The 15,815-nt window shown below is 72.1% G+C and carries 14 protein-coding genes; 3 read left to right on the top strand and 11 right to left on the bottom strand.

Annotation, left to right across the window (positions count from 1 at the left end; genetic code table 11):
• Positions 1 to 166 precede the first annotated feature (166 nt).
• The 7 genes from M0M48_RS01720 to M0M48_RS01690 all read right to left on the bottom strand — a co-directional run bounded on the left by M0M48_RS01720 (position 167) and on the right by M0M48_RS01690 (position 8,674).
• Positions 167 to 1,564 carry an amidase gene (locus M0M48_RS01720; protein ID WP_257754145.1) on the bottom strand — a complete coding sequence of 466 codons (1,398 nt, stop codon included), beginning with the start codon at positions 1,562 to 1,564 and terminating at the stop codon, positions 167 to 169.
• Positions 1,561 to 2,202, bottom strand: a complete 642-nt coding sequence (locus tag M0M48_RS01715) for an SRPBCC family protein (protein ID WP_215816526.1) — start codon at positions 2,200 to 2,202, stop codon at positions 1,561 to 1,563. Before M0M48_RS01715 ends, M0M48_RS01720 begins: the two co-directional genes overlap by 4 nt.
• The gene (gene cutA, locus M0M48_RS01710; protein ID WP_215816527.1) at positions 2,199 to 4,577 is read right to left on the bottom strand and encodes an aerobic carbon-monoxide dehydrogenase large subunit; all 2,379 of its coding nucleotides are present in this window, start codon (positions 4,575 to 4,577) and stop codon (positions 2,199 to 2,201) included. The genes M0M48_RS01715 and cutA overlap by 4 nt, the downstream gene beginning before the upstream one ends.
• Positions 4,574 to 5,071 (bottom strand): (2Fe-2S)-binding protein, encoded by a 498-nt coding sequence (locus M0M48_RS01705; protein ID WP_215816528.1) that lies wholly within the window; start codon positions 5,069 to 5,071, stop codon positions 4,574 to 4,576. The genes cutA and M0M48_RS01705 overlap by 4 nt, the downstream gene beginning before the upstream one ends.
• Complete coding sequence (locus M0M48_RS01700) at positions 5,068 to 5,943, bottom strand: FAD binding domain-containing protein (RefSeq protein ID WP_257754144.1); 876 nt, start codon at positions 5,941 to 5,943, stop codon at positions 5,068 to 5,070. Before M0M48_RS01700 ends, M0M48_RS01705 begins: the two co-directional genes overlap by 4 nt.
• The gene (locus tag M0M48_RS01695; protein ID WP_215816530.1) at positions 5,940 to 7,301 is read right to left on the bottom strand and encodes a uracil-xanthine permease family protein; all 1,362 of its coding nucleotides are present in this window, start codon (positions 7,299 to 7,301) and stop codon (positions 5,940 to 5,942) included. The genes M0M48_RS01700 and M0M48_RS01695 overlap by 4 nt, the downstream gene beginning before the upstream one ends.
• A 146-nt stretch (positions 7,302 to 7,447) precedes the next feature.
• On the bottom strand, positions 7,448 to 8,674 hold the full coding sequence (locus M0M48_RS01690) for a PucR family transcriptional regulator (RefSeq protein ID WP_257754143.1): 1,227 nt from the start codon (positions 8,672 to 8,674) through the stop codon (positions 7,448 to 7,450).
• A 119-nt stretch (positions 8,675 to 8,793) separates the two neighbouring features.
• On the opposite strand from M0M48_RS01690, the gene M0M48_RS01685 reads away from it, so the two are divergent.
• From M0M48_RS01685 to M0M48_RS01675, 3 genes are read left to right on the top strand one after another with little or no spacing between them, the layout of a single operon-like run.
• Positions 8,794 to 9,615, top strand: coding sequence for a DUF2877 domain-containing protein (locus tag M0M48_RS01685; protein ID WP_257754142.1), 822 nt, complete (start codon positions 8,794 to 8,796; stop codon positions 9,613 to 9,615).
• The gene (locus tag M0M48_RS01680; protein ID WP_215816533.1) at positions 9,612 to 11,087 is read left to right on the top strand and encodes an FdrA family protein; all 1,476 of its coding nucleotides are present in this window, start codon (positions 9,612 to 9,614) and stop codon (positions 11,085 to 11,087) included. Before M0M48_RS01685 ends, M0M48_RS01680 begins: the two co-directional genes overlap by 4 nt.
• Entirely contained in the window at positions 11,084 to 12,502 is a 1,419-nt protein-coding gene (locus tag M0M48_RS01675; protein WP_257754141.1) for a YlbE family protein, read from the top strand. Before M0M48_RS01680 ends, M0M48_RS01675 begins: the two co-directional genes overlap by 4 nt.
• A 124-nt stretch (positions 12,503 to 12,626) precedes the next feature.
• Here the strand turns inward: M0M48_RS01675 and M0M48_RS01670 are convergent, their stop codons facing one another.
• From M0M48_RS01670 to M0M48_RS01655, 4 genes are read right to left on the bottom strand one after another with little or no spacing between them, the layout of a single operon-like run.
• Positions 12,627 to 12,956, bottom strand: a complete 330-nt coding sequence (locus M0M48_RS01670) for a cupin domain-containing protein (RefSeq protein WP_257754140.1) — start codon at positions 12,954 to 12,956, stop codon at positions 12,627 to 12,629.
• Positions 12,957 to 12,961: 5 nt separating this feature from the next.
• Entirely contained in the window at positions 12,962 to 13,804 is an 843-nt protein-coding gene (locus M0M48_RS01665) for an ABC transporter permease (RefSeq protein WP_215816536.1), read from the bottom strand.
• Positions 13,804 to 14,688 carry an ABC transporter permease gene (locus tag M0M48_RS01660; protein ID WP_215816537.1) on the bottom strand — a complete coding sequence of 295 codons (885 nt, stop codon included), beginning with the start codon at positions 14,686 to 14,688 and terminating at the stop codon, positions 13,804 to 13,806. Before M0M48_RS01660 ends, M0M48_RS01665 begins: the two co-directional genes overlap by 1 nt.
• Positions 14,685 to 15,815 (bottom strand): ABC transporter substrate-binding protein, encoded by a 1,131-nt coding sequence (locus tag M0M48_RS01655; protein ID WP_257754139.1) that lies wholly within the window; start codon positions 15,813 to 15,815, stop codon positions 14,685 to 14,687. The genes M0M48_RS01660 and M0M48_RS01655 overlap by 4 nt, the downstream gene beginning before the upstream one ends.

Raw genomic sequence — 15,815 nt, 5'->3', positions numbered from 1 at the left:
GTCGCTTCGCACGACGGCATCTTCTGCCGAGGAAGTGGCAGATCGTCGGCAGACATTGACGACCGCGCTTCGCTGGGCGCATGGCGATCTCCGGAAATGCCGAACGCCCACCGGCCCGGAGGCAGGTGGGCGTACGACGTGCCCGCGGGCGGCCGCGGACGGGGACTCAGCCGGCGAGCGCCTCGACGGCGGCCGCGACCTCGAGCAGGCGCCGGTCGGCGCCGTGCGGCGCGACGAGCTGGACGCCGACGGGCAGGCCGGTCGACGTCGTGCCGAAGGGCACCGAGATGGCCGGGCAGCCGGTGACGGTGATGAAGTACGCCGACCGCATCCAGTCGAGGTAGGTCGCCATCGGCTTGCCGTTGATCTCGGTCGGGAACTCCTGGGTCGCCGGGAACGGCGGGACCTGCGAGACCGGCAGCACGAGGACGTCGTGGTCGCCGAAGAAGGCGCGCATCGTCTCGGACAGCGCGGTGCGCTGGGTGTAGGCCCGGGCCACGTCGGCCCCGGTCAGCGACTCGCCGGCCCGAATGTTGTCGGCCAGCGACTGCTTGAACGCGTCGGGGTGCGCGGCGAGGAGCCGGCCCAGCTTGGCCTGGAAGTGCCAGGCGCGCAGGGTGCGGAAGGTGTCGTCGGCCAGGCCCAGGTCGGGCGCGGCGCCGGACACGGACGCCCCGGCGCCGGCCAGCGCGCGGCCGGCCTGCTCGACCACCGCGGCGACCTCGTGGTCGACGTCGATCGCGCCACCGAGGTCGACGCTGAGCGCCACCCGCAGACCCGCCAGCGATGCCGCCACCGGTTCGGCGAAGACCGAGCCCGGGTCGCCGAGCGCCTGGGGGGCGCGGGCATCGGGTCCGGCCATCACGGAGAGCAGGAGCGCGAGATCGCCGACATTGCGGGCCATCGGGCCGCCCACCGACGTGGTCTCCCATTGGTTGTAGAGCGGCCACTCGGGCACCCGGCCCAGGCTCGGGCGCATGCCGACCACGCCGCAGAAGGACGCCGGGTTGCGCAGCGAGCCGCCCATGTCGGAACCGTCGGCCAGCGGCACCATGCCGGAGGCCAGCGCGCACGCCGCTCCGCCGCTGGACCCACCCGCGGAGCGCGTCGGGTCGACCGGGTTGAGCGTGGTGCCGAAGACCGGGTTGAACGTGTGGGAGCCGGCCGCGAACTCGGGGACGTTGGTCTTGCCGATCGTGACCGCGCCCGCACCGCGCACGCGCTCGACGATCAGCTCGTCGCGCTCGGGCACGTTGTCGGTCATCACCGGCGATCCGTACGTCGTCCGCCAGCCCCCGACCGCGTGGGTGTCCTTGAACGCGAACGGCAGACCGTGCAGCGCGCCGACCTCGGCGCCCGAGGCGAGCGCCTCGTCGGCGGCCGCGGCGCCCGCACGGGCCCGCTCCTCGTCGAGCGAGACGATCGCGTTGAGCTCGGGGTTGCGCTCGGCGATCCGGTCCAGGTGGAGGTCGAGCAGCTCGCGCGCGGAGATGTCGCGGCGACGGACCGCTGCGGCCTGGTCCCGGGCGGTCGAGTCGGGCCCGATCTCGACGGGACCGGTCATCGACGACGGCCCAGCAGACCGCCGACGATCACACCAGCGAGCACGAGGCCACCGCCGATCGCGACGCCCATGAGGAACGACTCGCCACCCACGGCGGCACCGGCACCGGCCGCGGCGCGGGCGGGCTTCGGGGCGGCGGCGAAGACCTGGGCGCCCTCGGCGTTGGTCGCCGGGGCGGCCTCGGCCACCTCGGCGGGCAGCCCGTTGGCGATGACCTTCTCGACGTTGCCGAAGAACTCCGCGGCCATCCGGCGCGAGACGCTGGTCAGCATCCGCTGACCCACGCCGCCGATCATGCCGCCGACGACGGCGTCCGCGTCGTAGGACAGCACGGTCTGGCCGCCCTGGTCGGCGAAGGTCACCAGGACCGTCGCGTCGATGGTGCCCGGCGCGCCGGCACCCTTGAGCTTCATGGTCAGGCCCTCGCCCTTGCGGAGGTCCTCGAGGACGCACGAGCCCGAGTAGGTGCCCTTGATCGCCGCGACGCCGGCGCTGACGGTCATCGCGTAGGCGTTCTCGCCGGTCGCCTCGAGCTGCTCGCAGCCGGGGATCGTCGCCACGAGGACGCGCGGGTCGAGGATCGCGTCCCAGACCTTCTCGACGGGGGCGGCGATGGTGTTCTGACCGGAGATCTTCACTTCGACTCCTTCTGGGCCGCGCGCAGCGCGAAGAGCTCCGACGGCGAGATGGGCATGGCGGTGATGGTGATGCGCTCGGCGTCCTCGATGGCGGCGGCGAAGGCGGCGGACCCAGGGATCACGCCGGCCTCTCCCGCGCCCTTGATGCCGAGCGGGTTGAGCGGAGACGGGGTCTCCAGGTGGTCGATCTCGATGCTCTCGGGCACCTCGGTGACGTAGGGCATGAGGAAGTCCATGAACGAGGCGTTGAGCAGCTGGCCCGACTCGTCGTAGGCCATCCGCTCGTAGAGCGCCCCGCCGACACCCTGCGCGACGCCGCCGTGGATCTGGCCCTCGACGATCATCGGGTTGATCAGGTGGCCGCAGTCGTGGACGACGGCGTACTTGAGGATCTTGATCTCGGCGGTCTCGACGTCGGTCTCGACGATCACGGCGTGCATGCCGGAGGCGAACGTCGAGCGCGGCGGCGAGTAGAAGTCCTTGCCCTCCAGGCCCGGCTCGTCGTCCTCGGCCACCGGCGGCTTCGTCGGGTCGCCGACGTTGAACTGGGTGGCGGCCTTGGACGCCTCGTCGAAGGCGTAGCGCAGCGGGTTGGACAGGACCGCGACCGTGCCGAGCGGGATCGAGCTGTCGGTGCCCTTGACGCTCACGATGCCGTCGACGATCTCGAGGTCGTCGATGTCGGCCTCGAGGGCGTCGGCGGCGATCCGCAGCGCCTTCTCCTTGGTCCGCTTGGCGGCCAGGTGGATGGCCGAGCCGCTCATCACGGCCGCGCGGGAGGCGAACGTGCCGACCGCGTAGGGCATCCGGCGGGTGTCGCCGGTGGTGATCTCGACGTCCTCGAAGCGCACGCCGAGCTCGTCGGCGACGATCTGGGCGAACGCCGTCTGGTGGCCCTGGCCCTGGGAGGTGAGACCGGTGGCGACCTTGACCTTGCCGGAGGTCTCGATGTGCACGTGCGCGCCCTCGTAGGGGCCGACACCGGTGCCCTCGACGTAACAGGCCAGGCCGAGGCCGACCCGCTTGCCCTCGGCGGCCTTGGCCGCGCGGAAGGACTCGAAGTTGTCCCAGTCGACGAGGTCCTTGATCTTGTCGAGCATGGCCGGGTAGTCGCCGGAGTCGTACTTGAGCTCGCGACCGTCCTGGAAGATCAGGCCCTGGTCGTAGGGGAACTCGTCGGGCTGGATGAAGTTGATCGCCCGGACGTCGGCGCGGTCCTTGCCGAGCTCGGCGGCGATGGCGTCCATCGTCCGCTCCATCACGAAGCAGCCCTGGGGCCGGCCCGCGCCCCGGTAGGGCGTGACGATGACCGTGTTCGTGTAGAGCGAGTCGAACTGCACGTGGTAGGCGCCCGGCTTGTAGGGGCCGAGCAGCTGGGTCGAGGTGATGATCGGGACGATCAGGCCGTAGGGCGTGTAGGCGCCGTGGTCGTGCCAGAAGCGCACGTCGAGCCCGAGGACCCGGCCCTCGTCGTCGAAGCCGACCTCGACGTGGTGCACCTGGGCGCGCTCGTGGGCCGAGGAGATGAAGTGCTCGCGGCGGTCCTCGGTGAACTTCACCGCGCGGCCGAGCTTCTGCGCGGCCAGCGGGACGAGGAGCTCCTCGGGCCAGGGGTGCACGATCTTGACGCCGAAGCCACCGCCCACGTCGGGCGTGATGACGTCGACCTGACCGAGGTCGAGGCCGAGCTTGGCGGCGATCGCGGCCCGGACGCCGGTGGAGGTCTGGGTCGACGTCCAGACCTGGAGCCGGTTCTGGTCGGGGTCCCAGCGCGCGACGGTGCCGCGGCCCTCCATGGGCATGCAGGCGCTGCGCTCGATCTTGAGGTCGAGGGAGAGCGTGTGGGGCGCGGCGGCGATGGCCGCGGCGGCGTCGCCGTTGGACTGCTCCATGCGGGCGGCCACGTTGCCGGGGACGTCGTCGTGGACCAGGTTCGCGCCGTCGCGCGCGGTCTCGACGCCGACGACGGCGGGCAGCAGCTCGTACTCGACGGCGATGAGGGCGAGGGCGTCCTCGGCCAGGTAGCGGTCGTCGGCGACGACCAGGGCGATCGCCTCGCCGACGTAGTTGACCTCGTCCTTGGCCAGCGCGTACTGCGTGCGGCCGTGGGTCAGCGTGGGGTGCGGGATGAGCAGCGGCAGCGGCTCGGCCATCGCGCCCTCGAGGTCGTCGTAGGTCCACACGGCGTGGATGCCGTCGAGGTCGAGGACGGCGTCGACGTCGATCGACAGGATGCGGGCGTGGGCGTGGGGGCTGCGCAGGACGGCGGTGTGGAGCGCGTCGAGCGCCACGTCGTCGACGTAGCGCCCGGTGCCGCGGACCAGCCGCTCGTCCTCGACGCGCTGGACCTTGGCGCCCATCATCTTGGTGGTCACTGCTCGTCCTCGCTCTCGCGGGCCAGCTCGGCTGCCCGGCAGACCGCCTTGACGATGTTCTGGTAGCCCGTGCAGCGGCAGAGGTTGCCGGCGACCATGTCGCGGGCCTCGTCCTCGGTGGGCTCGGGGTTCTCGGCAATGCCGGCGGTGATCGTGGTCAGGAAGCCCGGCGTGCAGAAGCCGCACTGGAGGCCGTGGCACTCGCGGAACGCCTGCTGGACGGGGCCGAGCGAGCCGTCCGGGTTCTCCAGCCCCTCGACCGTGGTGACCTCGTGGCCCGCGGCCGAGACCGCGAACATGAGGCAGCTGCGCATGGGCTGGCCGTCGACGAGCACCGTGCAGGCGCCGCAGACGCCGTGCTCGCAGCCGACGTGGGTGCCGGTCAGGCCGATGTCGTGACGCAGGGCGTCGGAGAGCAGGCGGCGCGCGGGCACCTCGACGTCGTGGTCGGTGCCGTTGACGTTGAGCCGGATCTCGTGGGTCTTCTCGGTCACGCTGCTCCCTCCGCCCGGGCGCGGGCATCGTCGTACGCGGCGCTCACGACCCGCGCGGTCAGTACCCGGACCAGGTGCGCGCGGTAGTCCGCCGTCGCGTGGATGTCGGTCTCGGGGTCGAGCTCGGCGAGCGCGACCTCCGCGGCCGCGGCGAGCGACGGGTTGTCGACGACGCCGCCGAGGGCCTCGGTCAGGTCGACCACCACCGGGATGTCGGAGACCGAGAGGTAGCCGGCCTTGGCCGAGGTGATCCGGCCGCCGTCGACCGCGACCACGGCGGCCACGCCGCACATGGCGTAGTCGCCGTGGCGGCGGGCGATCTCCTCGAACGCCACACCGCTGCCGGCCGCGAGGGCCGGGAAGAACGCCTCCACGGCGATCTCGTCGTGGTGCAGGCTCGACTCGAGGGGGCCGACGTAGAGCTCGTCGACCGGGATCGTCCGACGTCCGGAAGGTCCGACCACGTCGACGGAGCCGTCGAGCAGGCGGAGCACCATGGGCATCTCCGCCGCGGCGTCCGCGTGGACCAGCGAGCCGACCGTCGTCCCGCGGTTGCGGATGGTCGCGTGGGCGACGTTGGCCAGGGCCTTCGTCACCAGCGGCTGGACCCGGGCCACGTCGGGGTCGGCGAGCACCTGGGCGTGCCGGGCGAGTGCTCCCACCCGGACGCCGTCGGCGCCGACCCTGACGTGGTCGAGATCCGGCAGCTCGTTGATGTCAACCAGGACGGCCGGGGCCGCGAGCCGCATCGAGAGCAGCGGCACGAGGCTCTGGCCTCCAGCGAGGACCTTTGCTTCCGGGTGCTCGGCCAGGGCCTGGAGGGCTTCCTCCAGGGACCCCGGCCGGACGTAGTCGAACGGTGCGGGCTTCACAGCCTCTTGGTCACCTCTCCTGATCCGAGCTCCGCCTTGCGGCGGTTGACTGCATGGAAGAACACGATGACGAGGATCGTGCCGAGCGCGATGCCACCGAGCTGGAAGTCGTCGGTGATCTTGAGCGTGACGCCGCCGATGCCGGCGATCAGACCGGCCGACAGGCCGACCATGTTGACCGGGTCACCGAAGTCGACGTTGTTCTCGACCCAGATCTTCGCGCCGACGAGGCCGATCATGCCGTAGAGCACGACCGTGATGCCGCCGAGCACACCACCCGGGGTGGCGTTGACGATGGCACCGAACTTCGGGCTCAGACCCAGCAGGATCGCCACGATGCCGGCCACGTAGTAGGCGGCGGTCGAGTAGACCTTGGTGGCACCCATGACGCCGATGTTCTCGGCGTACGTCGTCGTCGGCGAGCCGCCGAAGGCGCTGGCGAACGCGGTGGCCAGACCGTCGGCACCGATGGCACGACCCATGTAGGGGTCGAGGTTGTCGCCGGTCATCTCGGCGACGGCCTTGACGTGACCGGTGTTCTCCGCGATGAGCGCGATGACGCCCGGCAGCACGAGGAGGATGAAGGTCATCGAGAAGCTCGGGCCGTGGATGACGTTGACGCCGTCGGTGAGCTTGCCGCTCGGGAAGCCGATCCAGTCGGCCGCCTTGACGCCGTCCCACGTGACGCGGTCGTGGGCGGTGGCCTCGGTGGCGCCGCCGAGGACCGAGGTGATCTGGCCGAACACCTTGTCGGCGAAGATCGAGACGATGAAGCCGAAGATCAGCGCCAGGAAGACCGCGATCCGGGACCAGAAGCCCGGGAGCAGCACCGAGGCGACGACGAGGAAGCCTGCGGTGATGAGCGCGATCCACTGGTCCTGGGGCCAGTAGACGCCCGCCACGACCGGCGCCAGGTTGAAGCCGATGAGCATGACCACGGCACCGGTCACGGCCGGCGGCAGGATCTTGTGGATCAGGCCGGCACCCGCGAAGTGCACGGCGACACCGATGGCGGCGAGCACGAGGCCCGCGACCAGGATCGCGCCGGTCACGTCGGCGGAGTCGCCGCCCTGCGTGCGGATCGCAGCGACACCGGCGACGAACGAGGCGCTCGTACCGAGGTAGCTGGGAACCTTGTTGCTGCAGATCAGCAGGAAGCCGATCGTGCAGACACCCGAGAACATGATGGCCAGGTTCGGGTCCAGGCCCATGACGAGCGGGAACACGAACGTCGCACCGAACATCGCAACGACGTGCTGCGCGCCCAGTCCGATGGTGCGGCCCCAGGGGAGCCGCTGGTGGGGCGCGACCGGCTCACCCGGAGCCGGGTCGACTACCTCCCACTTGAACATCGACATGCTGAGTCCTCCTCCTTCGGGGCTGCCTCCTGGACGAGCCCAGAGGGACCAACCTATTGAGGCCCACGTCACACCTCACTGGCCAGTTTCGCCAAAGGGACGCTGATCTGGTGTCGAATGTTGCCCCTAGGCGCCGCGGTGGTCGATCAGTGCCCGACGACCTCCAGGACCTTGAGGGCGACCGCCACGTCGAGGCGCAGGTTCTGGTCCGAGGCGACCGGTCCGAGCAGCCGCTCGAGCTTGCCGACGCGGTAGCGCATCGTGTTGTAGTGGAAGAACTGGGTGCGCGCGGCCTCGGCCACGTTGAAGTTGGTGTTGAGCAGCACCTGGAGGGTCTCGCGCAGCGTCGCGGCCTCCTCGGTGGACTCGGCCAGCTCGCCCAGCACGTCGTCGGCGAACGCCCGCAGCTCGGCGGTCTCGGGCACCATCGCGATGAGCCGGTGCAGGCCCAGGTCGTCGAACCACGTGGTGGTACTGACGCCGCGGAAGCGGCGGCCGACCTCGAGCGCACGGCGCGCTTGGGAGTAGCTGTCGGGCAGGGTCGCCGGACCGGGCGCGACCCGGCCCACGCCGACCGAGAACGGACGCCGGCCGCCGCCCTTGTCGCCGGCCACGGCGTGCACCAGGCGGCGGACCAGGTCGGCGGTGGCCTCGACGTCGTCGCCGGGCAGCACGGCGACCACCTCGGAGCCGAAGTCGGCGATCGGGATGGCCTTGTCGACCGCACCGGAGACCTGGCGCCAGGCGTTGGCGAAGCGGCCCTGCCACTGGCGCTGGTCCTCGACCGCGACCGGCTGGCCGCTGGGGTCCGGGTCGATCTGGGCGACCACGACGATGAGCGGTCCGCCGAGCTCCCAGCCGAAGCCGGCCACGTGCTCGCGGACGAACTCCTCGGAGCCGGCCCGGCCCAGGAAGACGTCGCGCAGGAAGTCGCCGCGGTACTTGTGCTCGACGGCCGAGACCGCCTGCTCGCGGGTGATCGACAGCGAGACGGCGGTGGCAGCCCGGTTGAGCGCGGTCACCTCGCGCTCGCTCAGCTCGCGGGCGACCACGGCGACCAGGTGCCCGAGGGCCTGGGTCGGGGTCGCCAGCGGGACGCGGTGGATGCGGGCGCCGCTGATCGGTTGGTTCTCGCGGCCGAACCACTCCCCCAGCCACTCCACGCGCAGCCGCCCGGTCTCGTCGGTCAGGTCGGCGTCGGCCAGCCGAGCGCGGGTGTCGTCGTCGAGGCGCGCCGCGCGCTCGCGGCCGTCGGTCGTGGTCACCGCGACCTCGGCCTCCAGCACCTCGCCGATGGTCGTCACGAGCTCGTCGAGGTCGGCGCCGGCCAGCACGAGCTGTGCCAGCGACTCAGCGAGGTCCTCGACATCCATGAAGCCATGGTCGGTGATGGGGTCCCCCGGCGTGGCTATCAACTCTTGCCCGTCTTCTGGCCCGACGTTGGCAATGCTCACCATTCGATGCACGATACCCACCCGTTAGCGTCCGACAAGTGCCGGATCCCGCCCTCTCGTCGTCGACGCTGCCCCCGGGCCGCGTCGCGGGGGCGGGCGGAGCGGCGCTCCGCGACCTCCTGGCCGGCCCCGTGCGGGTCGGCACCGTGCTCCACTCCGGGCGCGAGGCCGTCTACGTCCGCGTGGACGAGCGCGTCGTCGGCGTCGTGGCCCGCGGCGCGGTGCACGTGCCCTCCGCGATCGCGACCATGCTGACCGCGCTGCCCGAGGTCGCCGTCGGCGCCCCGGTGCCGGTGGGCGACGGCGTGGTCGCGCTGCCCGGCCTCAGCGTGGGGGTCGACCGGATCGTCGCCACCGACGCGCCCGCGCTGCCGGACCCGGCGGCCGCCGGGGAGCGGCTGGCGCTCGCCGACCCCGACCTGGCCGTCATACGGCGCCAGCTGCCGGAGACCGCCCTCGACGCGCTCGCGGCGGGCGACCCGGCCGCCGTACCGGCGCTGGTGGGGCGCGGCGACGGCCTGACCCCCGTGGGTGACGACGTGCTGTCGGGCTGGCTCGTGGCCACCCGTGCCGCCGGTCGCGACCCGGGTGCGGTCGCGGACGCCGTACGGGCGCAGGCGCACCGCACCACCTCGCTCTCCGCGACCCTGCTGGCCGACGCCGCCGCGGGCGCCTCGATCCCGCCGTTCCGCCGGCTCCTCCTCGCCCTCGGCTCCGGCCACGAGGTCGCCGCCGCGGTGGCCGGCCTGCGTGCGGTCGGCCACACCTCGGGTGCCGGGATGCTCCTCGGCGCCCTCCTCGCACTTCATCCGTCCGTCCTGTCCAGCCCCGCAACACCCCTTGAAGGGAGTCCTCGATGACCGTCGAGCACGTCGAGATCCGTCCCGGCGCCTACGCCGACAGCGTCGCCCTGCTCCAGGTGAGCCGCGACGTCGCGGCCACGCCCGGAGTCACCGCCGCCCAGGTGGCCATGGCGACCGATCTCAACCTGGAGGTGCTGCAGGGCATGGGGTTCACCCTGCCTGCCGCATCGCCCAACGACATGGTGGTCGCGCTGCGCCTCGACGACGAGAGCGTGCTGCCCGCCGCCCTCGCTGCCGTCGACGCCGCGCTGGCCGCCGCCCGCAAGGGCTCCACCGGCGGCGAGGTGACCGCCCCGCCGCGGACCACCGGCTCCGCCCTGCGCCGCGCCGGCGGCGGGCTCGCGCTCGTCTCGGTCCCCGGTGCCTCGGCGCTGGTCGAGGCGATGGACGCCCTCGACGCGGGCTCCGACGTGATGATCTTCAGCGACAACGTGCCGGTCGAGCAGGAGCTCGCCATGAAGCGGATCGCCCGCGACCGCGGCCTGCTCGTGATGGGCCCCGACTGCGGCACCGCCGTCGTCGGCGGCCTCGGCCTCGGCTTCGCCAACACCGTCACGCCCGGCCGGGTCGGCATCGTCGCGGCCTCGGGCACCGGCTGCCAGCAGATCCTGGCCCTCCTCGACGCCGCCGGCGTCGGCGTGGCCGCGGCCCTCGGCGTGGGCGGGCGCGACCTGTCCTCGGCCATCGGCGGCATCTCCACCACGACCGCGCTCGACCGGCTCGACGCCGACCCGAGCGTCGAGCACATCGTCGTCGTCTCCAAGCCGCCGGCGCCCGAGGTGGCCGCCGCCGTCGAGGAGTACGCCGCCACGCTCGGCACCCCCGTCCGCTTCGCGCTGCTCGGCGCGGGCCAGCCGGACATCACCACGCAGGTCGAGGCGCTCCTCGGCGACCTCGGCGTCGCCGTACCGGAGTGGCCGGTGTGGGGCACCCCCGCCGTGGCCGCGCCCGACGGCGGCTCCGCCCTGCGCGGGCTGTTCGTCGGCGGCACCCTGTGCGACGAGGCGATGCTGCTCGCGGCCGCCACGCTCGGCGACATCCGCAGCAACATCCCGCTCTCCCCCGAGCTGGCGCTCGACGCGAGCATGCTCAGCCCGGGTCACCTGATGATCGACTTCGGCGACGACGGCCTCACCCGCGGCCGGGCGCACCCGATGATCGACCCGACCCTGCGCCTGGAGCACCTCACCAAGGTCGCGGCCGACCCCGCCACCGCGGTGATCCTGATGGACGTCGTCCTCGGGCACGGTGCGCAGGACGACCCGGCCGGCGACCTCGCCCCCGCGATCGCCGCCGCCCGGGCCACCCGCGACGTCCCCGTCGTCGTCGCCTGCGTCGGCACCTCGGCCGACCAGCAGGGGCTCACCCGTCAGGCCGAGGCGCTCGCCGCCGCCGGCGCCGAGGTCCACCTGTCCAACGCCGCAGCCACCCGCCGGGCGGTTGCCCTCGCCACCGGAGGCGCCCGATGAGCACCACGTCCCTGCCCAGCCAGTCCCCCGCTGCCGTCGCCGCCGTCGGCGCGGACATGTTCGCCGCGGCCGTCGAGGCCCAGGCCGTCCCCGTCAAGCGCGTCGACTGGAAGCCCCCGATGGAGGGCACCACCGACGACCTCGCCACGGTCGCGGCCGACCCGCTGCGCCGCGACGCCAACGCGCTCGCCGTCTCGCGGATGCTCGACGTCCAGGCGCTGCTCGTCGGCGTCGCCCCGGCGTCCGAGCTGCTCGGTCTCGAGAAGGGCCAGTTCCTGCACGCCGGTCCGCCGATCGAGTGGGAGCGCGCCTCCGGCCCGATGCGCGGCGCGCTCATGGGCGCCGCCGCGTTCGAGGGCCTCGTCGAGGACCCCGAGGACGCCGAGGCGCTCTTCGCGTCGGGCGCGAACGTCTCGCTCGAGCCGTGCCACCACCGCAGCGCCGTCGGCCCGATGGCCGGCGTCGTGTCGCCCTCGATGTGGATGTTCATCCTCGAGGACCCGGCCACCGGTCGCCGTACCTACTGCTCGCTCAACGAGGGTCTCGGGAAGGTCCTGCGCTACGGCGCCTACGGCCCCGAGGTGCTCGAGCGGCTGCGCTGGATGCGCGACGTCCTCGGCCCGCTGCTCGGCGAGGCCGTCGCCGGCTCCGACCCGGTCGACGCCACCGCGATCCTCGGCCAGATGCTCCAGATGGGCGACGAGGCCCACAACCGCAACCGCGCCGGCACCCTGATGCTCATGCGCGACCTCGCGCCGGCCCTGGTCCGCGCGAACCGCTCGTCGGACGAGATCGCCGAGGCGTTCGCATTCATCGGCGGCAACGACCACTTCTTCCTCAACATCGCCATGCCGGCGTGCAAGCTCGCCCTCGACGCGGGCCGCGACATCCCCGGCTCGACGATGGTCGTCGCGATGGCCCGCAACGGCACCGACTTCGGCATCCAGGTCTCCGGCACCGGCGACCAGTGGTTCACCGGCCCCGCCCAGCTCGCCGAGGGTCTCTTCCTCGGTGACTACGGCCCGGACGACGCCAACCCCGACATCGGCGACTCCGCCATCACCGAGACCGCCGGCATCGGTGGCTTCGCGATGGCCGCCGCTCCGGCGATCGTGCGCTTCGTCGGCGGCACCGTCCCCGACGCCCTGGCCACCAGCCGCCGGATGCGCGAGATCACCATCGGCGAGAACAACCGCTGGCCGATCCCGGTCCTCGACTTCGCCGGTGCCGCCACGGGCATCGACGTCTCGTCGGTGTGCCGGACCGGCATCCTGCCGCAGATCAACACCGGCATGGCCGGCAAGCTCGCGGGTGTCGGTCAGGTCGGCGCCGGCCTGGTCACGCCCCCGGCGTCGATCTTCCCGGCCGCACTGGCCGAGCTGGCCGAGCGCACCCGGAGCCGCGCCGGAGCCTGACACCCCCGCGAAGTGCGGGGGTTGCTGCCCCGAAGTACGACGGTTGCTGGGTCGAGATTCCGATCTCGACCCAGCAACCTCCCCACCTCGGACCAGCAACCCCCGCACTTCGGCGTTTTTGGGGTCAGGCGAGGTAGACCTTCCGCAACCGGGAGCGGATCTCCCACTCGGTGCGCTCCCCCTCGTTCAGCCGGACGAGCGCGCCCGGCCGCAGCTCGACGCTCTCACCGGTGTCGACGAAGCGCACGGTGCCCTCGCCCGCGAGTACGACGAACACCTCGTCCGCCTCGACATCGGTCACCACCCCGGGCGTGATCTCCCAGATCCCGATCTCGACGCCCCCGAGCTCACCGAGCTCGAGCACGCCGACGCTCGGCGTCCCGGAGACGACGTCGGCCGCCGCCACCGGCTCGTGCGGGATCTCGACGCTCCCGGCGTCCACGCTGCGCTCCATGTCGCTCATCCTGCCCCCAGGGCGCTCGCGAGGTCGCGCTCCCCGCCCCGGCGCAGGACGACGGCCACCAGGACCAGCGCGCCGAGGGTGAGTAGAAGCATCAGGGTCGAGACCGCGGCGACCTCGGGGCGCGGCCCGGTCCGCAGCGTCCCGAAGAGATAGACGGGCCACGACGTCGAGCCCGGCAGCGCGACGAACGACGACACCACGGTGTTGTCGAGGCTGAGCGTGAACGCCATCAGCGCGCCGGCCATGATGCTCGGCCGGGCCATCGGGAGGGTGACCTGACGGAAGCGGTTCCACGGCGTCGCGTAGAGGTCCGAGGCGGCCTCCTCGATGGCCGGGTCCATCCCCGCCATCCGGGCGCGCACCATGAACGTCACCGTCGCCAGCGCCACCGACGTGTGGACGACGACGAGCCGCACCAGGCCGTTGTTGAGCAGCCCGATGTGCCCGTCGGTGCCGAGCGTGACGAACCACGGCAGGATCGAGATGGCGTCGATGATCTCGGGCGTCACCAGCGTGATCGCCAGGAGCCCGGTCAGGACCAGCGCCCAGCGGCTTCGCGAGCGGGCCAGGAAGACGCCGCCGACCGTGCCGAGCACGGTCGAGACGATCGCGGCGAGCAGGCCCGAGAGCAGCGAGATCCGCACCGCGTCGCGGATCGTGGCGTTGTGCAGCGCGCTCTTGTAGGCGTCGAGGCCGAAGCCCTGCCACGAGCCGAGCAGCCGCCCGTCGTTGAACGAGTAGATGACGATCACGACGATCGGCGTGAACAGGAAGGCGAAGACAGCCAGCCCGAACACCCAGAACGCCGCACCTACGGGGTCCTTGCGTCGCGCGGCCATCACGCCACTCCTTCCAGGTCGATCCGCCGCCGGAACCGTACGACGGCCCGCGCGGCGAGGAACACCAGTCCGACCACCACCACGGTGGCGATGATGAAGCCCATCAGCACGAACGCCATCGCCGCACCGAGCGCCCAGTTCTGCGCGCTCTCGAACTGCTGGGCGACCATCTGCCCGACCATGTTGCCCCGCGCTCCGCCCAGCACCGACGGGGTGATGTAGTCACCCGTCAGCGGGATGAACACCAGCAGGCACCCGGCCGCCAGCCCCGGCAGGGCGTCCGGCAGCGTGACCGAGAAGAACGTCCGCCAGCGCCCCGCGCCGAGGTCGCGTGCGGCCTCGCGCTGCGCCGGGTCGGTGCGCTCGAAGGCCACGTAGAGCGGCAGGATCATCAGCGGCAGGTAGTTGTAGACGACGCCGAGCTGCACCGCACCGCGGGTGTAGAGCACCGACAGCGGCCCGTCGATCAGGTGCAGGTCCTGGAGCGTCTGGGACAGGAAGCCGTGGGGCGCGAGCACGATCTGCCAGCCGATCGTGCGCACCAGGAAGCTCGTCCAGTACGGCACGAGGACCAGCGCGACGAGGAGCCCGCGGATCCGCGGACTGGTCCGCACCGCCATCCAGTAGGCGAAGGGGACGCCGATGAGCACGCACAGCGCGGTGCCGACACCCGCGATCTGCAGGGTGTTCCAGAACGTGCGCAGGAAGGTGCCGGTGAGCGCTTCGCCGTACCTGTCGAGGGAGAGCTTGTCGTTCGCGACCGGCGAGAAGAGGCCCGGCTTGTAGCCGAAGCTGTACCAGGCGACCAGGCCGAGCGGGATGAAGATGAAGAACAGCAGCCACGCCCAGACCGGGAACGACGTCCACGCACCGCGCCCCTTCACGAGCCGGCCCTCGTCTTCACCTCGTTGAGGATCTCGACCAGGGTCGACTGCGCCTCGGAGAGGACGCCGGCCGTGAGCCGGGCCATCACCTCGTCGGGCGGGAAGACCAGGTCGACCCGGTCCACCTCCCGCTCGACGGCGAGTGCGCGCTGCCCCGTGAGGCCCGTCGGGTAGCCGATGTAGTCCATGTCGCGGTAGCCGACCTCCGGCTCGAGCATGAAGTTGATCCACGCGTGGGCGTTGTCGGGGTGCCGGCAGCCGGAGGCGATCGCCCAGGTGTCCATCCAGAGGTTCGCGGTCGGCGTCGGGTAGACGAACTTCCAGTGCTCGTAGTCCCCCTCGTCCATGCCGAGGCGGGCGTCGCCGTTGTAGCACTGCATCAGCGCGAAGTCGCGCTGCACGATGTTCTGCGACGGGTCCGAGCTGAAGTTGCGGATGTTCTTCGCGAAGTCGTTCACGAGGAAGTCGCGAGCGTCGGCGAGCACCGCCGCGTCGGTGGTGTTGAGGTCCTGGCCGTGGGAGGCCAGGTAGATCGCCGCGACCTCGAACGGGTCGTCGAGCACGGACGTCGAGCCCTTGGCCTCGGCGCCGGCCGCGGCGACGAAGTCCGACCAGGACCGCATCGGGCGCTGGATCTTCTTCGTGTCGTAGATGAAGCCCGTCGTACCGATGGTCTTGGCCACCACGTAGCGGTTGTCCGGGTCCCAGGTGCGGCTGCGCGCGTCCGGCTCGAGGTTCGCGAAGTTCGGGATGAGCGAGAGGTCCAGCGGCGCCAGCATCCCGTTCGCCACCATCTGCGGCACGTAGCTGCCCGTCGGCACCACGATGTCGTAGCCGCTGGTGCCGCGTGCCGTGCTGAGCTTGGCGATCATCTCCTCGTTGGAGGCGAAGGCGTCCATCTGGACGGTGATGTCCTGCTGCTTGCGGAAGCGCTCGATGTTGGCGGGGTCGTCGTAGTCGCCCCACGAGTAGACGTTGAGCCGGCTCTCCTTGCGCCCGTCGGGAGCCGCCGTCGGCGCATAGGTACGGCGTCCGCACCCGGCGAGCGCGCCGACCCCGACGACCGAGGCTCCTCCGAGCAGGGCGCGGCGGCTCAGCCGCGGCACGGCGGTCCGCGGCGCCAGCAC

Origin of the sequence: Pimelobacter simplex, from assembly GCF_024662235.1 — a bacterium.
Taxonomy (GTDB): domain Bacteria; phylum Actinomycetota; class Actinomycetes; order Propionibacteriales; family Nocardioidaceae; genus Nocardioides.
This window is presented reverse-complemented; position numbering and strand designations above follow the sequence as displayed.

What these genes read in the sequence shown, in the direction of transcription:
- M0M48_RS01720 (WP_257754145.1), bottom strand. Translation starts at nt 1,564, where the DNA reads ATGACCGGTCCCGTCGAGATCGGGCCCGACTCGACCGCCCGGGACCAG.
- M0M48_RS01695 (WP_215816530.1), bottom strand. Translation starts at nt 7,301, where the DNA reads ATGTCGATGTTCAAGTGGGAGGTAGTCGACCCGGCTCCGGGTGAGCCG.
- M0M48_RS01690 (WP_257754143.1), bottom strand. Translation starts at nt 8,674, where the DNA reads ATGGATGTCGAGGACCTCGCTGAGTCGCTGGCACAGCTCGTGCTGGCC.
- M0M48_RS01680 (WP_215816533.1), top strand. Translation starts at nt 9,612, where the DNA reads ATGACCGTCGAGCACGTCGAGATCCGTCCCGGCGCCTACGCCGACAGC.
- M0M48_RS01675 (WP_257754141.1), top strand. Translation starts at nt 11,084, where the DNA reads ATGAGCACCACGTCCCTGCCCAGCCAGTCCCCCGCTGCCGTCGCCGCC.
- M0M48_RS01670 (WP_257754140.1), bottom strand. Translation starts at nt 12,956, where the DNA reads ATGGAGCGCAGCGTGGACGCCGGGAGCGTCGAGATCCCGCACGAGCCG.
- M0M48_RS01665 (WP_215816536.1), bottom strand. Translation starts at nt 13,804, where the DNA reads ATGGCCGCGCGACGCAAGGACCCCGTAGGTGCGGCGTTCTGGGTGTTC.